At 65.4% G+C, this 19,862-nt stretch carries 12 protein-coding genes; 8 read left to right on the top strand and 4 right to left on the bottom strand.

Annotation, left to right across the window (positions count from 1 at the left end):
• Window positions 1-15: 15 nt before the first annotated feature.
• The 4 genes from VET27_RS16655 to VET27_RS16640 are packed head-to-tail and all read right to left on the bottom strand — an operon-like array spanning window position 16 to window position 4,293.
• Complete coding sequence (locus VET27_RS16655) at window positions 16-1,218, bottom strand: ABC transporter ATP-binding protein (RefSeq protein ID WP_526520051.1); 1,203 nt, start codon at window positions 1,216-1,218, stop codon at window positions 16-18.
• A gap of 2 nt (window positions 1,219-1,220) precedes the next feature.
• Window positions 1,221-2,054 carry a carbohydrate ABC transporter permease gene (locus VET27_RS16650; RefSeq protein WP_526520049.1) on the bottom strand — a complete coding sequence of 278 codons (834 nt, stop codon included), beginning with the start codon at window positions 2,052-2,054 and terminating at the stop codon, window positions 1,221-1,223.
• Window positions 2,054-2,983: a carbohydrate ABC transporter permease gene (locus VET27_RS16645; RefSeq protein WP_526520047.1), complete on the bottom strand. Its 930-nt coding sequence runs from the start codon at window positions 2,981-2,983 to the stop codon at window positions 2,054-2,056. The genes VET27_RS16650 and VET27_RS16645 overlap by 1 nt, the downstream gene beginning before the upstream one ends.
• Window positions 2,980-4,293 carry an extracellular solute-binding protein gene (locus VET27_RS16640; protein ID WP_526520045.1) on the bottom strand — a complete coding sequence of 438 codons (1,314 nt, stop codon included), beginning with the start codon at window positions 4,291-4,293 and terminating at the stop codon, window positions 2,980-2,982. The genes VET27_RS16645 and VET27_RS16640 overlap by 4 nt, the downstream gene beginning before the upstream one ends.
• A 438-nt stretch (window positions 4,294-4,731) precedes the next feature.
• On the opposite strand from VET27_RS16640, the gene VET27_RS16635 reads away from it, so the two are divergent.
• The 8 genes from VET27_RS16635 to VET27_RS16600 all read left to right on the top strand — a co-directional run bounded on the left by VET27_RS16635 (window position 4,732) and on the right by VET27_RS16600 (window position 19,847).
• The gene (locus tag VET27_RS16635) at window positions 4,732-6,375 is read left to right on the top strand and encodes a glycoside hydrolase family 13 protein (RefSeq protein ID WP_526520043.1); all 1,644 of its coding nucleotides are present in this window, start codon (window positions 4,732-4,734) and stop codon (window positions 6,373-6,375) included.
• Window positions 6,376-6,667: 292 nt separating this feature from the next.
• Window positions 6,668-7,198, top strand: coding sequence for a 50S ribosomal protein L10 (gene rplJ / locus VET27_RS16630; RefSeq protein WP_526520041.1), 531 nt, complete (start codon window positions 6,668-6,670; stop codon window positions 7,196-7,198).
• 44 nt (window positions 7,199-7,242) lie between these two features.
• Window positions 7,243-7,629, top strand: a complete 387-nt coding sequence (gene rplL / locus VET27_RS16625) for a 50S ribosomal protein L7/L12 (protein WP_526520039.1) — start codon at window positions 7,243-7,245, stop codon at window positions 7,627-7,629.
• 217 nt (window positions 7,630-7,846) lie between these two features.
• Entirely contained in the window at window positions 7,847-8,935 is a 1,089-nt protein-coding gene (locus tag VET27_RS16620) for an ABC transporter ATP-binding protein (protein ID WP_526520037.1), read from the top strand.
• Window positions 8,936-9,015: 80 nt separating this feature from the next.
• Window positions 9,016-9,684 carry a methyltransferase domain-containing protein gene (locus VET27_RS16615; RefSeq protein WP_526520035.1) on the top strand — a complete coding sequence of 223 codons (669 nt, stop codon included), beginning with the start codon at window positions 9,016-9,018 and terminating at the stop codon, window positions 9,682-9,684.
• 67 nt (window positions 9,685-9,751) lie between these two features.
• A complete protein-coding gene (locus VET27_RS16610; RefSeq protein ID WP_526520033.1) occupies window positions 9,752-11,944 on the top strand; it encodes a lipocalin family protein in 2,193 nt (730 codons plus the stop codon).
• A 387-nt stretch (window positions 11,945-12,331) separates the two neighbouring features.
• Complete coding sequence (gene rpoB / locus VET27_RS16605; protein ID WP_526520031.1) at window positions 12,332-15,823, top strand: DNA-directed RNA polymerase subunit beta; 3,492 nt, start codon at window positions 12,332-12,334, stop codon at window positions 15,821-15,823.
• 73 nt (window positions 15,824-15,896) lie between these two features.
• Window positions 15,897-19,847 carry a DNA-directed RNA polymerase subunit beta' gene (locus VET27_RS16600; protein WP_526520029.1) on the top strand — a complete coding sequence of 1,317 codons (3,951 nt, stop codon included), beginning with the start codon at window positions 15,897-15,899 and terminating at the stop codon, window positions 19,845-19,847.
• Window positions 19,848-19,862: the final 15 nt, after the last annotated feature.

Below are 19,862 nucleotides of genomic sequence, written 5' to 3'. Positions count from 1 at the left end.
TCGGCAGTTCCCTGGCTAGCCTGCGGCGGAGGTTGCGTGGCGCCCGGACGTGTCGCTGACCCGGGTGAGGTTGTCACCGGACTGCGGATCGAACAGGTGGATCCGCTCGGCATCGAGCCACAGGGTGGCCTTGTCGCCCGTTCGCACCTTGCTCAGCGGATCCAGCTCCACGCACAGCTGCGAGCGCAGCTGCTCGAGGTCGAGGTCCTTGGCGAGTTCGGCCAGATGGCCGCCGATCTCCGACGACGACTCGAAGGGCACGAAGGCGTACTGCTCGTTGCCCAGCCATTCCATCACATCGATCGTGACGTCGAAGGTGACGCCGCGAGACTTCTTGCCCGAGTCCACGAACTCGGCGTCCTCGAAGGCGCCTGGACGGATTCCGGCGATGTAGACCTTTCCGTCCTCGACGACGCTGCGCCACTCGTCGCGAAGCGGGATCGTCACGAACGGCAGCTCGATCTCGTCGCCGCGCACGCTCGCGGGCACGAAGTTCATCGGCGGAGACCCGATGAAGCCGGCGACGAAGAGATTGACCGGTTGGTCGTAGAGTTCGCGCGGGCTTGCGACCTGTTGCACCACACCCTTTTTCAGCACCGCAACACGGTCCCCAAGAATCATGGCCTCCGTCTGGTCGTGGGTGACGTAGACGGTGGTGACGCCGAGGCGTCTGTGCAGCCGCAGGATCTCGGTGCGCATCTGACCGCGGAGCTTCGCGTCGAGGTTGCTCAACGGTTCGTCGAACAGGAACGCGTCGGCCTGCCGCACGATCGCCCGGCCCATCGCCACCCGCTGACGTTGACCGCCGGAGAGGTTGGCGGGTTTGCGATCCAGGTGTTCGACCAGTTCGAGCGTCTCGGCGGCGTCGGTGACCAGTTTACGGATCTCGTCGTCGGAGTGCTTGCCGGACAACCGAAGTGGAAAGGCGATGTTCTCGAACACGGTCAGGTGCGGGTAGAGCGCGTAGTTCTGGAACACCATCGCCAGGTTGCGGTCGCGGGGGGCCATGTCGTTGACGCGGGTATCGCCGATGAGCATGTCGCCCGACGTGATGTCCTCCAGGCCGACGATCATCCGCAGCAGGGTGGACTTCCCGCAACCCGACGGGCCGACCAGGATCATGAACTCGCCGTCGGCGATGTCGATGCTCACGTCGTTGACGGCGGGGAAGCCGTCACCGTACTTCTTGACGATGTTGCGCATGGTGATTGCTGCCATGGTTATCCCTTCACTGCTCCGGCGGTGAGGCCGGCGACGATGCGACGTTGGAAGACGAGAACGAGGATGACGACCGGGATGGTGACGATCACCGACGCCGCCATGATGTAGGGCACCGGGGACTCGAAGTACGAGGCGCCTTGGAAGAACGCCAGCGCCGCGGGAACCGTGCGCGCGCTGTCGGTGGACGTCAGTGAGATGGCGAACAGGAAGTCGTTCCAGCAGAAGAAGAACGTCAGGATCGCGGTGGTGAACACCCCTGGGGCGGCGAGCGGAATGATGACCTTGCGGAACGCCTGCCACGCCGTCGCGCCGTCAACCTGCGCGGCGTGCTCCATCTCCCACGGAATCTGCCGGAAGAACGCCGACATGGTCCAGATCGACAAGGGCAGTGCGAAGGTCAGGTACGGGATGATCAACCCGAGCCAGGTGTCGTAGATGCCGAGTCCGCGCCACATGTCGAACAGCGGACCGACCAGCGCCGCCTGCGGGAACATCGCGATGCCCAGTGCGAGCGACAGCAGCAACTTCTTGCCCCGGAACTCCAAGCGCGCGATCGCGTACGCCGCGAACATCGCGATGATGACCGAGATTGTAGTGGCGACGATCGCGATACCGATCGAGTTGATCAGTGCCCGCGTGAACAACGGTTGGCTGAAGATCTGGGCGAAGTTGTCCAACGTGAACGTGGTGGGCAGGAACTGCGGATTACCCGACACGATGTCGGACGGCGGCTTGAAGGCCAGGCTGATCATCCACAGCAGCGGGAAGAAGCTGTACAGGACGATGACGATGCCGCCGATCGTCCACCATTTGCCGGATTTGGCGCTGTTCACTAGTCACCCCTGACTTGCGAGAGGTCGGTCTTGAACCCCTTGACGAAGATCCACGCGATGACGACGACGGTGAGGAACAACAGCACCGAGACCGCCGATCCCATTCCGAGATTGACCAGAGTGACGTTCTGGCGATAGGCGAGGAACGAGATGGTCTCGGTGTTGTTGGCGCCGTTGGTCATGACGTAGGGGTTGTCGAAAATGCGCCACGCATCCAACGTGCGGAACAGCAGGGCCACCATGATGGCGGCCTTCATGTTCGGCAGCGTGATCTTCCACAGTCGCTGCCAGGCGGTGGCGCCGTCCACCTTGGCGGCCTCCTGCATGTCCTCGGGCACCTGCACCAACCCCGCCAGCAACAGCAGCGAGATGAACGGTGTGGTCTTCCAGATCTCGGACAGGCAGATGACGAATATCGCCGACCAGCGATCGCCGAACCAGTCGAAGCCGGAGAGGTTGAGCCACTGGTTGACGAACCCGGAGTCGACCGCGAATGCGTAGCGCCAGATGAACGCCGAGACCACGGTGACGATGCCGTAGGGAATCAGAATCGCCGTGCGCAGTGGGCCACGGCCCCGGACGATCCGCAGCATCACGAAGGCGAACCAGAACCCGAGCACCAACTCGACGGCCACGGTGACCACCGTGATCGCCAGCGTGGTGACGAAGTCGTTCCACCAGACCGGGTCCGTCAGGATCACCAGGTAGTTGTTCAGGCCGACGAAGCTGCGTCCCTCGGGGTCGGTGAGGCGGGAGTTGTACAGCGACAACACCAATGCGTAACCCAGCGGGTAGGCGGTGACGAGCAGCATCACCACGTACGACGGCAATGTCAGGTACATCCCCAGTCGGCGCTCCCCACGGACGCGCTCACTGATCGACGGTTCGTCAGCAGATGGCTGCGTGGGCGGCTTCTCCAATGTCGTCATAGCAGCCGCCGTCCCGCCAGCACGTCAGCCATGAATTGGTCGGTCTCTTCCGGGGTTTGCTCGGTCACCGAATCCGGTGGATGCCAGGTTTGCGTGATCGCACCGGCGACGTCGACGTAGAACGGAGTCAGTGGGCGAGGGCCGGCGTCGGCGATGGATTCGCGGATCAGGTCGGCGTTGTCGTACTTCGAGCGGATCTCCGGCTTGTCGTATGACGCCGCATACGGGGAGGGTTCACCCTCGTCGAGCATGTACTGCGTGGCCTTGGGTTGGGTGTTGACGCACTCGATGAGCGCGACCGCCTCGTCGGGGTGCTCCGAATAGGCGCCGACACCCAGATTGGCCCCACCGAGCGGCGGCGCGCTCGGCCGGTCCGGGAATACCCGCGGGTACCGGGCCCAGCCGAAGTCGTCGACGACGGCCTGATCCAGGGAGCCATCTTCGGCTGCCTCGCGGGCAGCGGCCAGCACGAACGGCCAATTGAGCATGAACCCGCCCTGGTCCGATTGGAAGTTCGCGCGAGCCTGTTCCTCCTGTGCGTTGGACAGGTCGACCGGGGCGGCGCTCGACCGGGCCAGATTGCCGACGATCTCGGCGGCCTTCTTCCCGGCCGGGCTGTTGACTGTAGGCGTGGCGTTGCGACCGGCGTCGGCGTTCTGCAGAATTTCGCCGCCAGCGGAGAGAACCAGTGCGTTGATCCACACCATGTAGCCCTCGTAGCGGGCGCCCTGCTCGCCAACCGTCTTGCCTTGGCTCACAGCGGCTTTGAGCATCTCATCCCACGTGAACGTCGGGCTGGTCGGATCCACGCCGGCCGCGGCGGCGACCGACTTGCGGAACCACAGCAGCTGCGCGTTGGACTTGAACGGTGCCGCGAAGAGGGTGTCGTCCCACATTCCGGTCTTGATCGGGGCGGGCAGCATGCCCGCCGTGAGGCGACTCTTCTCCTCGGGCGTGAACGGCCGCAGGAACCCGGCGTTGGCGAACTCGGCGGTGAAGACCACGTCGACGCTGACGACGTCGATCGAGGAGTCGCGGGCGGCCAGCCGGCGCACCATCTGTTCCCGCTGGGCGGTTGCACTGGACGGCAACACTTCGGTGCGCACCTGGTACGCGCCGCCCGAGGCATCCGCGCAATCCTTCGCGCGGGCCGCGGCGCCGCCGTTATCGGGGAACACATACCAGGTCAGTGTCGGCGGACCGCCGTCGCTGCCGCAGCCGGTCAACAGGGTGGCGGCCAGTAATGGCGCGCTGGCCAGCGCCATTGCCCGTCGACTCCGCGAACGGGCGAACTGAAATCGTTTCTTCATGCGTCCTCGTCTGCCGATCAGTGAGCTGCCGAGGGTCGCGAGCAGCCATTTCGACCCGAGCACGAGTGTGGCACACCTCACACGCGGGATGGGCGAGTTGCCTATCCTGAGACATGTTTCAGGCCGCCCCGGTGCGATGGAGGTTGATCTTGGTCGAGGACGCGACCACTCTCGGGGTGGTCAGGCAGCGTCTGCCGGGCCCGGTCATCGCGGCGTGGGCTCGATCGAGTGGACCCGACTGCCCCCGACGAGCTTCCCGTCGGGGGATTCCGGGACACTGCGTGGAAGTCGCCGTCCCGCAACGCATGTCGACTCCGATGACCAAAGCCTGCTGCCGAAGCGCGATTCCCGTACCCCGGTGCGTCACGCGACAACCCCTGCTCGAGCACTTGCGTAGCCTTTTGGCGCAGACGTTCACGAACCGATACGAGGAGAGCCGTGACCCCCGTCGAATCCTGGTGGCAGACCGCCGTCGTCTACCAGGTCTACATCCGCAGTTTCGCCGACGGTAACGGTGACGGCATCGGTGACGTCGCGGGTTTGCGCGAACGGTTGCCGTATCTCGCGCGCCTCGGTGTCGACGCCATCTGGATCAACCCCTGGTACCCGTCACCGATGGCCGACGCCGGCTATGACGTGTCCGACTACCGGGACATCGAGCCGGTCTACGGCACCCTGGCCGAGGCCGACCGACTGATCACCGAGGCGCACGACGCGGGGCTCCGGGTGCTGCTCGACATCGTGCCGAACCACAGCTCCGACCACCATGCCTGGTTCACCGCGGCGCTGGCGGACGAGCCGGGTGCGCGGCAGCGCTACCACTTTCGGTCGGGACGAGGCGCCGACGGTGAACAGCCACCCAACGACTGGCAGAGCGTCTTCGGCGGGCAAGCCTGGACCAGGGTTGCGGACGGTCAGTGGTACCTGCACCTCTTCGCGCCCGGCCAGCCCGACTTCAACTGGGAGAATCCAGAGGTCCGTGCCGAGTTCGAGGACGTGCTGGCCTTCTGGTTCGACAAGGGCGTCGACGGGTTCCGCATCGATGTCGCGCACGGTCTGGTCAAGGCCGAGGGATTGCCGGACGGCGGCACCGGTGACGACGCCGCACCGACGCTGGTCCAGCACAACGCCTCGCATCCCGCATGGGACCAGGACGGCGTGCACGAAATCTATCGCGGTTGGCGTGCGGTGGCGAATCGCTATGCGCCGGAACGGATCTTCATTGCAGAGGCCTGGGTGCCCAGCAATGAACGACTGGCTCGATACCTGCGTCCCGACGAGCTGCACACCGCCTTCCAGTTCGACTTCCTGCGTGCGCCCTGGCGCGCGGACGTTCTGCGCAAGGTCGTCGACGATGCGATCACGGTCGCCGCGACCGTCGGCGCTCCGCCGACCTGGGTGCTGTCCAACCACGACGTCACCCGCACGGTCACTCGCTACTCCCGGTCGCAGCCGGACCACCTCATCGAAACCGACTGGGAGCGGGCACGCTGGAGCACGGAGTCGGCCGACTACGGGGTGGGCCTGCGCCGCGCCAGGGCGGCGGCCCTCATGCAGTTGGCGCTGCCGGGAACGGCCTACGTCTATCAGGGCGAGGAACTCGGCTTGGAGGAAATCGAAGACCTGCCGGACGAGGTCCGTCAGGATCCGATGTGGGTGCAGTCCGGTTTCACCGACGTCGGCCGCGACGGCTGCCGCGTCCCCCTCCCATGGGGGGATGGCGTTGCGCCCTATGGCTTTTCGTCCGACGCAGAGGCGAAGACGTGGTTGCCGCAGCCGCCGCACTGGTCGTCGCACACCGCCGAGGCCCAGGACGGCGATCCGGATTCGACGCTCAACCTCTATCGCGCGGCTCTGTCGGCGCGGTCGGCGGTCTGGGTGGGTTCGGGCGATCTCGAATGGATCGCGACGCCGCCTGCAGTGGCCGCGTTTCGGCGTGGCAGCGCGCAGTGCTGGGTCAACACGGGTGAGGTGCCGGTGGACCTGCCGGCAGACGCCCGGTTGATCCTGGCGTCGGTGCCAGGCACGGCTACTCGGCTCGCCCCGGACGCGGCCGCCTGGCTGGTGACTTCGGCGTGCTGAGTTGCGGTCGGCGCAACCCAGCACGCCCAAATCGCAGGGGCGCACGAGGCGAGGGGTGAGGTTTTGGCTGATCGGCGGGTAGCGCGCTATCCTTTGGGCGTTCCACCGAAGACCGTCGGTCACCGAGCAATCGGTTGAAGGTCCCGGATCATCCGGGCGGCCCACGCAGGAGGACCAGGTATCCGTGATCGTTCACGCCCCGGCCCGCTCTGCGCCGGGGCGTTCGTCATTTCCGGGCCCCTCGTGACGTTCGTCGGTGAGAACATCCGAAATCATCCACGAGGAGGCATGCATGGCCAAGGCTGACAAGGCCACCGCGGTCGCCGACATCGCCGAACGGTTCAAGGAGTCGACGGCAACCGTCGTCACCGAGTACCGCGGACTGACGGTCGCCAACCTTGCCGATCTGCGCAAGTCGCTCGGCGTGTCCGCCACCTACACGGTCGCCAAGAACACGCTGGTCAAGCGGGCAGCGTCCGAGGCCGGTATCGAAGGTCTCGACGAGCTGTTCGCCGGACCCACGGCGATCGCGTTCATCACCGGCGAGCCGGTTGACGCCGCCAAGGCGATCAAGACCTTTGCCAAGGACAATAAGGCACTGGTCATCAAGGGCGGCTACATGGACGGTCACGCGCTGACCGTCTCCGAAGTCGAGCGCATCGCGGACCTGGAGTCGCGCGAGGTGCTGCTGGCCAAGCTGGCCGGCGCCATGAAGGGCAAGACGAGCCAGGCCGCGGCGCTGTTCGCAGCTCCCGCGTCCCAGGTCGCCCGACTGGCCGCAGCTCTGCAGGAAAAGAAGGCCGCAGAAGAATCTGCCGCCTGACCGACCAACCCAACCAACGTAAGTAATTAGGAAGGACCAACACCATGGCCAAGCTCAGCACCGACGAATTGCTCGACGCGTTCAAGGAAATGACCCTGCTCGAGCTCTCGGAGTTCGTGAAGCAGTTCGAGGAGACCTTCGACGTCACCGCGGCCGCCCCGGTCGCCGTTGCCGCGGCAGGCGCTGCCCCCGCAGCCGCCGAGGCCGCCGAGGAGCAGTCGGAGTTCGACGTCATCCTCGAGGGTGCCGGCGAGAAGAAGATCGGCGTCATCAAGGTCGTCCGTGAGATCGTCTCGGGTCTGGGCCTCAAGGAGGCCAAGGATCTCGTCGACAGCGCCCCCAAGCCGCTGCTCGAGAAGGTCAACAAGGACCTCGCCGACGATGCCAAGGCCAAGCTCGAGGCCGCAGGCGCGAAGGTCACCGTCAAGTAGTAGTTCTCACGCAAAAAGCCCCCGGGTCTTCCCCGGGGGCTTTTTCGCGTCTGGACCGCGCGCCACTGAGCGAGTAGAGCAAACAACTTTCAGCGTTTGCACGAAGTGGCTGAATAGCCCAAAGGGGAGAGTGCCAATATTGTGTGCGCTAGAGTGACTAAAACCACAGGCGGGTGTGCCTGTTTGGCGGGCAAAAGCACTGGCGGAAGGATCGCGCGTGGGCATCGGTATTCAGGTTGAGGGACTGACGAAGTCCTTCGGGTCCCAGCGAATTTGGGAGGACGTCACGTTCGACCTTCCGGCGGGTGAGGTCAGCGTGCTGCTGGGTCCGTCCGGTACCGGTAAGTCGGTGTTCCTGAAGTCGCTGATCGGTCTGCTGCGTCCCGAACGCGGCAAGATCATCGTCGACGGCACCAACATCATCGAGTGCTCCGCCAAGGAGCTCTACGAGATCCGCACGCTGTTCGGCGTGATGTTCCAGGACGGCGCGCTGTTCGGCTCGATGAGCCTCTACGACAACACGGCGTTCCCGCTTCGTGAGCACACGAAGAAGAAGGAATCCGAGATCCGTCAGATCGTGATGGAGAAGCTCGACCTGGTCGGTCTGACCGGGGATGAGACCAAGTTCCCGGGTGAGATCTCCGGTGGTATGCGCAAGCGCGCCGGGCTGGCCCGCTCGCTGGTGCTGGACCCGCAGATCATCCTCTGTGACGAGCCGGACTCCGGTCTGGACCCGGTCCGTACGGCGTACCTGAGCCAGTTGCTGATCGACATCAACGCGCAGATCGACTGCACCATCCTGATCGTGACGCACAACATCAACATCGCCCGCACGGTGCCCGACAACATGGGCATGTTGTTCCGCAAGCACCTGGTGATGTTCGGTCCGCGCGAGGTGCTGCTGACCAGCGACGAGCCGGTGGTCAAGCAGTTCCTCAACGGTCGTCGTATCGGTCCGATCGGTATGTCCGAGGAGAAGGACGAGTCGACGATGGCCGAGGAGCAGGCCCTCATCGACGCTGGTCACCACGACGGTGGCACCGAGGAGATCGAGGGTGTGCCGCCGCAGGTCAATGCCACGCCCGGCATGCCGCACCGCCAAGCCGTCGACCGTCGTCAGGCGCGGGTGCGCGAGATCATGTACACCCTGCCGCCCGCGGCGCAGGAAGCCATCCGCAAGGACCTCGACGGCCACAACCAGCACCCGACGTCCAGCCTTGCCAACGGCGACAGCGACGCCACCTCGCGGCACCGCAACGCCGAAGAGGAAGCCCCCACGGCGTCCATCCCGCTCGTCAAGGAGTGACGCTCCCCGGTCCAGCCGACCGGCGAACACGCGCTCTCCTAAACCGTCCCGCGACTTTCTTGGACGGATACCTCGACGTCATGGGCGACGCCCAAGTTCCGCAGACCACGGGCCAGCGCGTCATGAGTTCGACGGTGCTCCCGATGATCTACGAACGTCTCTGGCGCCCACTGCTGTTCTGGGGTTTCACGGCGCGCAACACCGTGCAGGAGGACAGGCGAAAGCTGAGGTTGCTCGGCATTCGGCCCGGTGACACCGTGCTCGACGTCGCGTGCGGGCCGGGCAACACCACCCGTACGCTCGTCGAGGAGGTCGGCCCGGACGGCCTCGCGATCGGGGTGGACAGTTCGCCGACCATGTTGGCGCAAGCCGTGCGCGAGACCACCCCCGGTAGCCAGGTCGGCTACGTCCGCGGAGACGCCGTCGACCTGCCTTTCGCGGACGGCACGTTCGACGCGATCAGCTGTTACGGAGCGCTGTACCTGATGGCCGACCCCTTCGGCTCGCTGCGCGAGATGGTCCGCGTCTCGAAGCCCGGTGGCCGGATCGCCGTCCTCACGACATGCGCCCGCGGACCCGCACCGGTACGCCGGGCCGAGGTGGCGGCGTCGCGACTGGCGCCGCTTCGACTGTTCGACGTCGACGAGATCACCGACGCCATGCGCGCGGCCGGTCTGGTCGACGTGACCCGTGAGGTCTCGGCCGCGTCGCAGACGGTGGGCGGGCGCAGGGTTGCCACCGGGACTTGATGTCGAATTCCTGACGTAGGCGACAATTGGATCCCACCTCGTCGACGAGTGCGGTTAGAGTTCGGCGGTGACGTCGAACAAGATGCTGCGCGGGTTGTGGATCGCGGCCGCGGGTGCGTGCATCGCGCTCGGCGCCGGGAACGGGGTCGCCGCCGCCGAGTCGGGCTCGACGGACGGTGGAGCGGGACCGTCGTCGGCCCAATCGCCCCAGAATTCGCAGCCCTCCACGAGCGGGGCTTCGGCAGTCTCGAAAGACATTGACAAGGGCCAGGATTCGGTCGATGGCCCCAAGGGCGTCGACAAGCCGGCGACCACCATGAGTGCTTCCACGGTGACCGTCGACCGCGACGAGACCGCCACATTCGAGCCCGTCGCGCAGGTGAAATCGGCACCGGCGAAGTCCTCCAAGCGTGCGAAGACGGCGACGCGGGTCGCACACCCGACGGTGCAGGCCGAAGCCGCCGCTCCCGAGCCGGTCGCCGCGTCAGAGGCCAAGCGCTCGGACGAACCCGCACCCCAGAAGTCGGCGGTGAAGGACGTGACGACGGTCGACGAGTCGACCCCGGTCACCGTGCCGCAGCCGCAACTCATCGACGAACGCGCGAAACCGGCGGTCGTGACAGCGGTGGCGGCTGATGCAACGGCCAATCCTGCGCCCGCCACGGAGGTTGCCCAGGGGATCGCTGCGATCCGCAGCCTCGCCGCACCCGTCGCGCACGCACCCCCCGCGCCAGGACCGCTGGCCACGATGGTGCTCACCCTAGTTTCCGGTCTCGGCTGGCAGCCGCCCACCGGTGCGGTAGCCCCGGCCGCGGTCCCCACGGGGGCCACGCCGGCGGCCGCGGTCGGAAGCACACCGGCTCAGGTCCCGTTGAGCGCGCCGTCCACCAACGGGGTGACCGGCGTCAAAGTGGGTCACTCCGATCTGCAGATTCCGGTCGGCTCCAAGACCTACACCGGAGCAGCCGACTGGTACTTCCCGACGCAGGCCGACGGCACGGTGCAGGCCCAGGGCGTGATCTATCTCCAACACGGCTTCCTCGGTCGCAAGTCGTGGTACGGCGCGCTCGCCCAGCAGCTGGCTCAGCAGACCAACAGCGTCGTGGTGGTACCCAACATCCCGTCCTTCCCGTTCTTTACCTGCAAAGGTTGCACTCTCAACAGTGTGCCGATGCAGCAGGGCGTGGCCGCGCTGTTCGCCGACCCCAGCCGCTACGCGCTGAACGGCAGCGCCAACGCCGCGGGCTATGAGGGCACCCTGCCCGAGAAATTCATCCTGACCGGGCACTCGGCGGGCGGGGGGCTCGCCGTGGCTGCGGGTGGCTTCTACACCGACGCCGTGCGGCCGGTCGACAACGATCTCCTCGGCGTGGTGATGTTCGATGGCGTCTCGTCGAATGGCACCTTCGCCCCCGCTCTGGAGGCACTCGGCGATATCCCGGTGTATCAGATCGCGGCGCCACCTCAGGCGTGGAACGCCAACGGCCAAACCACCAACGATCTGGTGGCTTTGCGCTCGGGCCAATTCGTCGGTGCCGTGCTTGCCAACGGCTCGCATGTCGACTCGTTGATCGGCGGCGTTCCGATCATCGACTTCATCAGCCAGTTGTTCATCAAACGCTCCCCGCCGGGCAACACGCAGGCCGTCTACACGCTGGCCACCGGCTGGATCAACGACTTCTACGCCGGCAACGGCCCGACCACCCCGGGCCCCAAGTACGGCATCTACGGCAAACCGAATCAGTTCATCGTCATGGGGCAGACCGCGGCGGTCGTGCTCGGTCCTCCGCCGGTCGTCGACCTGAGCAGATACCTCGGCACGTGGTACGAGGTGGGCAGCGTGAAGCAGTTCTTCTCGATCGGTCTGGTGAACACCAAGGCCGTCTACGGCCTCAACGCTGATGGATCGATCAAAGTCGAGAACTCCGGCAACTACTTCTTCAACAACGGGCCGCAGTCGACCATCGTCGGCACCGCATTGCCGGTCGACCCTGCCAACAACAAGCTGAACGTGAGCTTCTTCGGGCCGGCCTCGGCCACCCCTCCAGGAAATTACTGGATCGTCGACCTCGCCCCCGATTACAGCTGGGCCATCGTCAGTGACTCCAGGGGCAGGACCGGGTTCCTGCTCAGCCGCACCCCTACCGTCTCCGACGAGCTGTACCAGGAGCTGCTGGACCGGGCTTCGGTCAAGGGTGTCAACAGATTGATCACCCCGACCCGACAACCTGCAGCGGGACTTGGCGCGGTCGCGGTCTAGAAGCTACCGGCGAGTTTTCCTCCCCAAACCGCGTGTGAAGTCTTGACGGAAACGCGAAAACGGGCCAATCTGTTGGTCAGCATGTGTGCACGGGTAGAGGACGCCAGCCAGCGCCGATCTCGTGGGCGCTCTAGCGCCGCATGCGGTTGTTGAGGAATGCGCCGGTCTGCGCTATTGTTGGACGTTGCGCTGGCTGCATCCTGCCCACCCCTCACCCGCCTCTTGACACCGTGGTCCTAGCCTGAGCCCTGCTCAGTGAACTAGACGTGTGCCTCGGGGCCGAGATCGGGCTTGAGAACGCCAGCCGAACCTAACGCAGATTACGCGGCCAAGGGTCCGGTTCAGGCCGGTCTCCGATAGTCGCATCCGGTGCTGGAAGGATGCATCTTGGCAGTCTCTCGCCAGAGCAAGTCAGTAGAAAACCCCAACAACTCCGTTCCTGGAGCACCTAACCGAGTTTCCTTCGCCAAACTCCGCGAACCCCTCGAGGTTCCCGGTCTGCTGGACGTGCAGACGAACTCCTTCGAGTGGCTGATTGGTTCCGACGGCTGGCGCGAGAAGGCTCTCGAACGCGGCGAGGTCAGCCCGGTCGGCGGCCTCGAAGAGGTGCTCACCGAGTTGTCGCCGATCGAGGACTTCGCGGGCACGCTCTCGCTGAGTTTCTCCGATCCGCGCTTCGACGAGGTCAAGGCACCCGTCGATGACTGCAAGGAGAAGGACCAGACCTACGCGGCGCCGCTGTTCGTCACCGCCGAGTTCATCAACAACACCACCGGCGAGATCAAGAGCCAGACCGTCTTCATGGGCGACTTCCCCATGATGACCGAGAAGGGCACCTTCATCATCAACGGCACCGAGCGTGTCGTCGTGTCCCAGCTCGTCCGGTCGCCGGGCGTGTACTTCGACAAGTCCAAGGACAAGGCCACCGAGAACGACCTGACGAGCGTCAAGGTCATTCCGGGCCGCGGCGCCTGGCTCGAGTTCGACGTCGACAAGCGCGCCACCGTCGGCGTCCGCATCGACCGCAAGCGTCGTCAGCCGGTCACCGTTCTGCTGAAGGCCCTCGGCTGGACCAGCGAGAAGATCACCGAGCGCTTCGGCTTCTCCGAGATCATGATGTCGACCCTCGAGAAGGACAGCACCGCCGGTCCCGACGAGGCACTGCTGGACATCTACCGGAAGCTGCGCCCGGGCGAGCCCCCCACCAAGGAATCCGCGCAGACCCTGCTGGAGAACCTGTTCTTCAAGGAGAAGCGCTACGACCTGGCTCGCGTGGGCCGCTACAAGGTCAACAAGAAGCTCGGCCTGAACGTGGGCCAGCCGATCACGTCGTCGACGCTGAACGAAGAGGACATCGTCGCGACCATCGAGTACCTGGTGCGCCTGCACGAGGGCCAGACCACGATGACCGCCCCGGGTGGCGTCGAGGTTCCCGTCGAGGTTGACGACATCGACCACTTCGGCAACCGTCGGCTGCGTACCGTCGGCGAGCTGATCCAGAATCAGATCCGCGTCGGCCTGTCGCGCATGGAACGCGTCGTGCGGGAGCGCATGACGACCCAGGACGTCGAGGCCATCACGCCGCAGACCCTGATCAACATCCGTCCCGTCGTGGCGGCGATCAAGGAATTCTTCGGCACCAGCCAGCTGTCGCAGTTCATGGACCAGAACAACCCACTGTCGGGTCTGACCCACAAGCGCCGCCTGTCTGCGCTGGGCCCCGGTGGTCTGTCCCGTGAGCGCGCCGGCCTCGAGGTCCGCGACGTGCACTCGAGCCACTACGGCCGCATGTGCCCGATCGAGACCCCGGAAGGCCCAAACATCGGCCTCATCGGTTCGCTGTCGGTGTACGCGCGGGTCAACCCGTTCGGCTTCATCGAGACCCCGTACCGCAAGGTCGTCGATGGTGTCGTCACCGATGAGATCCACCACCTCACCGCCGACGAGGAGGACCGCCACGTCGTGGCGCAGGCCAACTCGCCGATCGACGAGGACAGCCGGTTCACCGAGGATCGCATCCTGGTTCGCCGTAAGGGTGGCGAGGTCGAGAACGTCTCGCCCAACGACGTGGACTACATGGACGTCTCGCCGCGCCAGATGGTGTCGGTCGCGACGGCGATGATCCCGTTCCTCGAGCACGACGACGCCAACCGCGCCCTCATGGGTGCCAATATGCAGCGCCAGGCGGTTCCGCTGGTGCGCAGCGAGGCGCCGCTGGTCGGTACCGGCATGGAACTGCGTGCCGCGATCGACGCCGGCGACGTCGTCGTCGCGAGCAAGGCAGGCATCATCGAGGAGGTGTCCGCCGACTACATCACCGTGATGGCAGACGACGGCACCCGGCACACGTACCGGATGCGCAAGTTCGCCCGCTCCAACCACGGCACGTGCGCCAACCAGCGCCCGATCGTGGACAGCGGTCAGCGGGTCGAGGCCGGTCAGGTGCTCGCGGACGGACCATGCACCGAGAACGGTGAAATGGCCCTCGGCAAGAACCTGCTCGTGGCGATCATGCCGTGGGAAGGCCACAACTACGAGGACGCGATCATCCTGAGCCAGCGGCTCGTGGAGGAAGACGTGCTCACCTCGATTCACATCGAGGAGCACGAGATCGATGCCCGCGACACCAAGCTGGGAGCCGAGGAGATCACCCGGGACATCCCGAACGTCTCCGATGAGGTGCTGGCCGATCTCGACGACCGCGGCATCATCCGCATCGGCGCCGAGGTCCGCGACGGCGACATCCTGGTCGGCAAGGTCACCCCTAAGGGCGAGACCGAACTGACCCCAGAGGAGCGTCTGTTGCGAGCCATCTTCGGTGAGAAGGCCCGCGAGGTTCGCGACACGTCGCTCAAGGTTCCTCACGGCGAGTCCGGCAAGGTCATCGGTGTGCGCATGTTCTCCCGCGAGGAGGACGACGAGCTGCCCGCTGGCGTCAACGAGTTGGTCCGCGTCTACGTGGCCCAAAAGCGCAAGATCTCCGACGGCGACAAGCTCGCCGGACGCCACGGCAACAAGGGCGTCATCGGCAAGATCCTGCCGATCGAGGACATGCCGTTCATGCCGGACGGCACGCCGGTCGACATCATCCTGAACACGCACGGTGTGCCGCGACGGATGAACATCGGTCAGATCCTCGAGACGCACCTGGGCTGGGTCGCCAAGGCCGGCTGGAACATCGACGTCGTCGGTGGGACGCCGGACTGGGCGGGCAACCTGCCCGAGGACCTGCTGTCGGCCGAGCCGAACAGCATTGTATCCACGCCCGTCTTCGACGGTGCCCGTGAGAACGAGCTGCAGGGTCTGCTCGGCTCGACGCTCCCGAACCGCGACGGCGACGTGATGGTCGACGCCGACGGCAAGTCGCAGTTGTTCGATGGCCGCGGTGGCGAACCGTTCCCGTACCCGGTGACGGTCGGCTACATGTACATCCTGAAGCTGCACCACTTGGTGGACGACAAGATCCACGCCCGTTCCACCGGCCCGTACTCGATGATCACCCAGCAGCCGCTCGGTGGTAAGGCGCAGTTCGGCGGCCAGCGGTTCGGCGAGATGGAGTGCTGGGCCATGCAGGCCTACGGCGCGGCGTACACGCTGCAGGAGCTCTTGACCATCAAGTCCGACGACACCGTCGGCCGGGTCAAGGTCTACGAGGCGATCGTCAAGGGCGAGAACATCCCCGAGCCCGGTATTCCGGAGTCGTTCAAGGTGTTGCTCAAGGAGCTTCAGTCGCTGTGCCTCAACGTCGAGGTGCTGTCGTCGGAGGGCCATGCCATCGAGATGCGCGACAGCGACGACGAGGACTTGGAGCGTGCTGCGGCCAACCTGGGAATCAACCTGTCCCGCAACGAATCTCCGTCGGTCGAGGATCTCGCCTAAGTGTTTTGGGGACCCCCGCGGTCCACGCTTTTGATTGATAGTCATCTAGTCCCGCAAGGGGAAAGGGAGTTACGTGCTCGACGTCAACTTCTTCGATGAACTCCGCATTGGCCTCGCCACTGCGGACGACATCCGCAACTGGTCCTACGGCGAAGTCAAGAAGCCGGAGACCATCAACTACCGCACGCTCAAGCCAGAGAAGGACGGCCTGTTCTGCGAGAAGATCTTCGGACCTACTCGCGACTGGGAGTGCTACTGCGGCAAGTACAAGCGCGTGCGCTTCAAGGGCATCGTCTGTGAGCGCTGCGGCGTCGAGGTGACTCGTGCCAAGGTGCGCCGTGAGCGGATGGGCCACATCGAACTGGCCGCACCCGTCACGCACATCTGGTACTTCAAGGGCGTGCCGAGCCGTCTCGGCTACCTGCTGGACCTGGCCCCGAAGGATCTCGAGAAGATCATCTACTTCGCGGCCTACGTGATCACCGCCGTCGACACCGAGCAGCGGCACAATGACCTGTCGACGCTCGATGCCGAGATGGTCGTCGAGAAGAAGGCGGTCGAGGATCAGCGCGATCTCGATCTGGCCGAGCGCAGCCAGAAGCTCGAGGCCGACATGGCCGAGCTGGAGAAGGACGGCGCCAAGTCCGACGTTCGCCGCAAGGTGCGCGACGGCGGCGAGCGCGAGATGCGTCAGCTCCGCGATCGGACCCAGCGCGAGCTGGATCGTCTCGACGAGGTCTGGACGACGTTCACCAAGCTGGCTCCCAAGCAGCTGATCGTCGACGAGGTGCTCTACCGCGAGCTCATCGACCGCTACGGCGAGTACTTCAACGGCGCGATGGGCGCGGAGTCGATCAAGAAGCTCATCGAGAACTTCGACATCGACGCCGAGGCCGAGAGCCTGCGCGACACCATCAAGAACGGCAAGGGCCAGAAGAAGCTGCGTGCGCTGAAGCGGCTCAAGGTCGTTGCGGCGTTCCAGATGAACCGCAACTCGCCCATGGGCATGGTGCTCGACGCCGTTCCGGTGATCCCGCCGGAGCTGCGTCCGATGGTTCAGCTCGACGGTGGCCGCTTTGCCACGTCCGACCTGAACGATCTGTACCGCCGCGTGATCAACCGCAACAACCGGTTGAAGCGACTGATCGACCTCGGCGCGCCCGAGATCATCGTCAACAACGAGAAGCGCATGCTTCAGGAGTCCGTGGACGCGTTGTTCGACAACGGTCGTCGTGGCCGCCCCGTCACCGGACCGGGCAACCGTCCGCTGAAGTCGCTGTCCGATCTGCTCAAGGGAAAGCAGGGCCGGTTCCGTCAGAACCTGCTCGGCAAGCGCGTCGACTACTCGGGCCGTTCGGTCATCGTCGTCGGCCCGCAGCTCAAGCTGCACCAGTGCGGCCTGCCGAAGCTGATGGCTCTGGAGCTGTTCAAGCCGTTCGTGATGAAGCGTTTGGTCGACCTGAACCACGCGCAGAACATCAAGAGCGCCAAGCGGATGGTCGAGCGTCAGCGTCCGCAGGTGTGGGACGTCCTCGAAGAGGTCATCTCCGAGCACCCCGTGCTGCTGAACCGCGCACCAACGCTGCACCGCCTGGGCATCCAGGCATTCGAGCCGCAGTTGGTGGAAGGCAAGGCAATTCAGCTGCACCCGCTGGTCTGTGAGGCGTTCAACGCCGACTTCGACGGTGACCAGATGGCAGTGCACCTGCCGCTGAGCGCCGAGGCGCAGGCCGAGGCACGCATCCTGATGCTGTCGTCGAACAACATCCTGTCTCCCGCGTCGGGCCGCCCGCTTGCCATGCCGCGTCTGGACATGGTGACGGGTCTGTTCTTCCTGACCACCGAGATCGTCGGTGATACGGGCGAGGGCGCTGCGGCCGTCAAGGACCATGCGGAGACCGGTGTCTACAGCTCGCCGGCCGAGGCCCAGATGGCCGTCGACCGTGGCGCGCTGAGCGTGCGGGCCAAGATCAAGGTGCGGTTGACGCATCAGCGTCCGCCGGCCGACGTCGAGGCCGCGCTGTTCCCCGAGGGCTGGAAGATGGGCGACGCCTGGTTGGCGGAGACCACGCTGGGCCGCGTGCTGTTCAACGAGCTGCTGCCGAGGGGCTATCCGTTCGTCAACAAGCAGATGCACAAGAAGGTCCAGGCGTCGATCATCAACGATCTCGCCGAGCGCTACCCGATGATCGTCGTGGCGCAGACCGTCGACAAGCTCAAGGACGCCGGCTTCTACTGGGCCACCCGCTCGGGTGTCACCGTGTCGATGGCCGACGTGCTGGTGCCGCCGCGCAAGGCCGAGATCCTCGAGGGCTACGAGAAGCAGGCCGACGCCATCGAGAAGAAGTACCAGCGAGGCGCACTGAACAAGCCCGAGCGGACCGATGCGTTGGTGAAGATCTGGAAGGAAGCCACCGAAGAGGTCGGCAACGCCTTGCGGGATCACTACCCGTCGTCGAACTCGATCATCCAGCTGATCGACTCCGGCGCCACCGGTACGTTCAACCAGACCCGAACCCTGGCAGGCATGAAGGGCCTGGTGACGAACCCGAAGGGTGAGTTCATCCCGCGCCCGATCAAGTCGTCGTTCCGCGAGGGCCTGACCGTGTTGGAGTACTTCATCAACACGCACAGCGCTCGAAAGGGTCTGGCCGACACCGCACTTCGTACGGCGGACTCGGGTTACCTGACCCGTCGTCTGGTCGACGTGTCTCAGGACGTCATCGTGCGCGAGCACGATTGCGAGACCGAGCGCGGCATCATGACGACGATCGCGTCGGTGGAGGCCGACGGCTCCCTGACCCGCGACGCGCACGTCGAGACCTCGACGTATGCGCGGACGCTGGCCGTGGACGCCGTCGACGCCAAGGGCAACGTCGTCGTCGAGCGTGGGCACGACCTGGGCGATCCGGCGATCGACGCACTGCTCGCCGCCGGCATCACCGAGGTGAAGGTCCGCTCGGTGCTGACCTGCACCACGGGCACCGGAGTGTGTGCCACGTGCTACGGCCGTTCGATGGCCACCGGCAAGCTGGTCGACATCGGTGAGGCGGTCGGCATCGTCGCCGCGCAGTCCATCGGCGAGCCCGGCACGCAGCTGACCATGCGTACGTTCAAGCAGGAAGGCGGCGTCGGCGAGGACATCACCGGTGGTCTTCCTCGCGTGCAGGAGCTGTTCGAGGCCCGCGTGCCCCGCAACACTGCTCCGATCGCGGACGTCACCGGTCGCGTGAACATCGAAGTGGGCGAGAAGTTCTACAAGATGACGATCGTCCCGGATGACGGTGGCGAGGAAGTCGTTTACGACAAGCTCACCCGTCGCCAGCGGCTGAAGGTGTTCAAGCACGAGGACGGCTCCGAGCGGTTGCTCACCGACGGCGACCACGTCGTGGTCGGCCAGCAGCTGATGGAAGGCTCGGCCAACCCGCACGAGGTGCTGCGCGTCCAGGGCCCCCGCGAGGTGCAGATCCACCTCGTCAAGGAGGTCCAGGAGGTCTACCGCGCCCAGGGTGTGTCGATCCACGACAAGCACATCGAGGTCATCGTCCGGCAGATGCTGCGTCGCGTGACCATCATCGATTCGGGTGCAACGGAATTCCTGCCCGGCTCGCTCACTGAGCGCGCCGAGTTCGAGTCCGAGAACCGTCGCGTCGTGGCCGAGGGTCTCGAGCCCGCGGCCGGCCGTCCGGTGCTGATGGGTATCACGAAGGCATCGCTGGCCACGGATTCGTGGCTGTCGGCGGCGTCGTTCCAGGAGACCACGCGAGTCCTGACCGATGCGGCGATCAACTGCCGCAGCGACAGGCTCAACGGTCTGAAGGAGAACGTGATCATCGGCAAGCTGATTCCGGCCGGTACCGGCATCAGCCGCTACCGCAACATCCAGGTGCAGCCGACCGAGGAAGCTCGGGCCGCCGCGTACACGATCCCGTCCTACGAGGATCAGTACTACAGCCCGGACTTCGGTCAGGGCGCCGGCCAGGCCGTGCCGCTGGACGATTACGGATTCAGCGACTACCGCTAGTCACCTCTCTGCGCG

Origin of the sequence: Mycobacterium sp. (assembly GCF_035633495.1) — a bacterium.
In the GTDB taxonomy this organism is placed as follows: domain Bacteria; phylum Actinomycetota; class Actinomycetes; order Mycobacteriales; family Mycobacteriaceae; genus Mycobacterium.
This window is presented reverse-complemented; position numbering and strand designations above follow the sequence as displayed.

Coding starts and splice junctions, on each gene's coding strand:
- VET27_RS16640 (WP_526520045.1), bottom strand. CDS start 4,293: ATGAAGAAACGATTTCAGTTCGCCCGTTCGCGGAGTCGACGGGCAATG.
- rplL (WP_526520039.1), top strand. CDS start 7,243: ATGGCCAAGCTCAGCACCGACGAATTGCTCGACGCGTTCAAGGAAATG.
- VET27_RS16645 (WP_526520047.1), bottom strand. CDS start 2,983: ATGACGACATTGGAGAAGCCGCCCACGCAGCCATCTGCTGACGAACCG.
- rplJ (WP_526520041.1), top strand. CDS start 6,668: ATGGCCAAGGCTGACAAGGCCACCGCGGTCGCCGACATCGCCGAACGG.
- VET27_RS16655 (WP_526520051.1), bottom strand. CDS start 1,218: ATGGCAGCAATCACCATGCGCAACATCGTCAAGAAGTACGGTGACGGC.
- VET27_RS16615 (WP_526520035.1), top strand. CDS start 9,016: ATGGGCGACGCCCAAGTTCCGCAGACCACGGGCCAGCGCGTCATGAGT.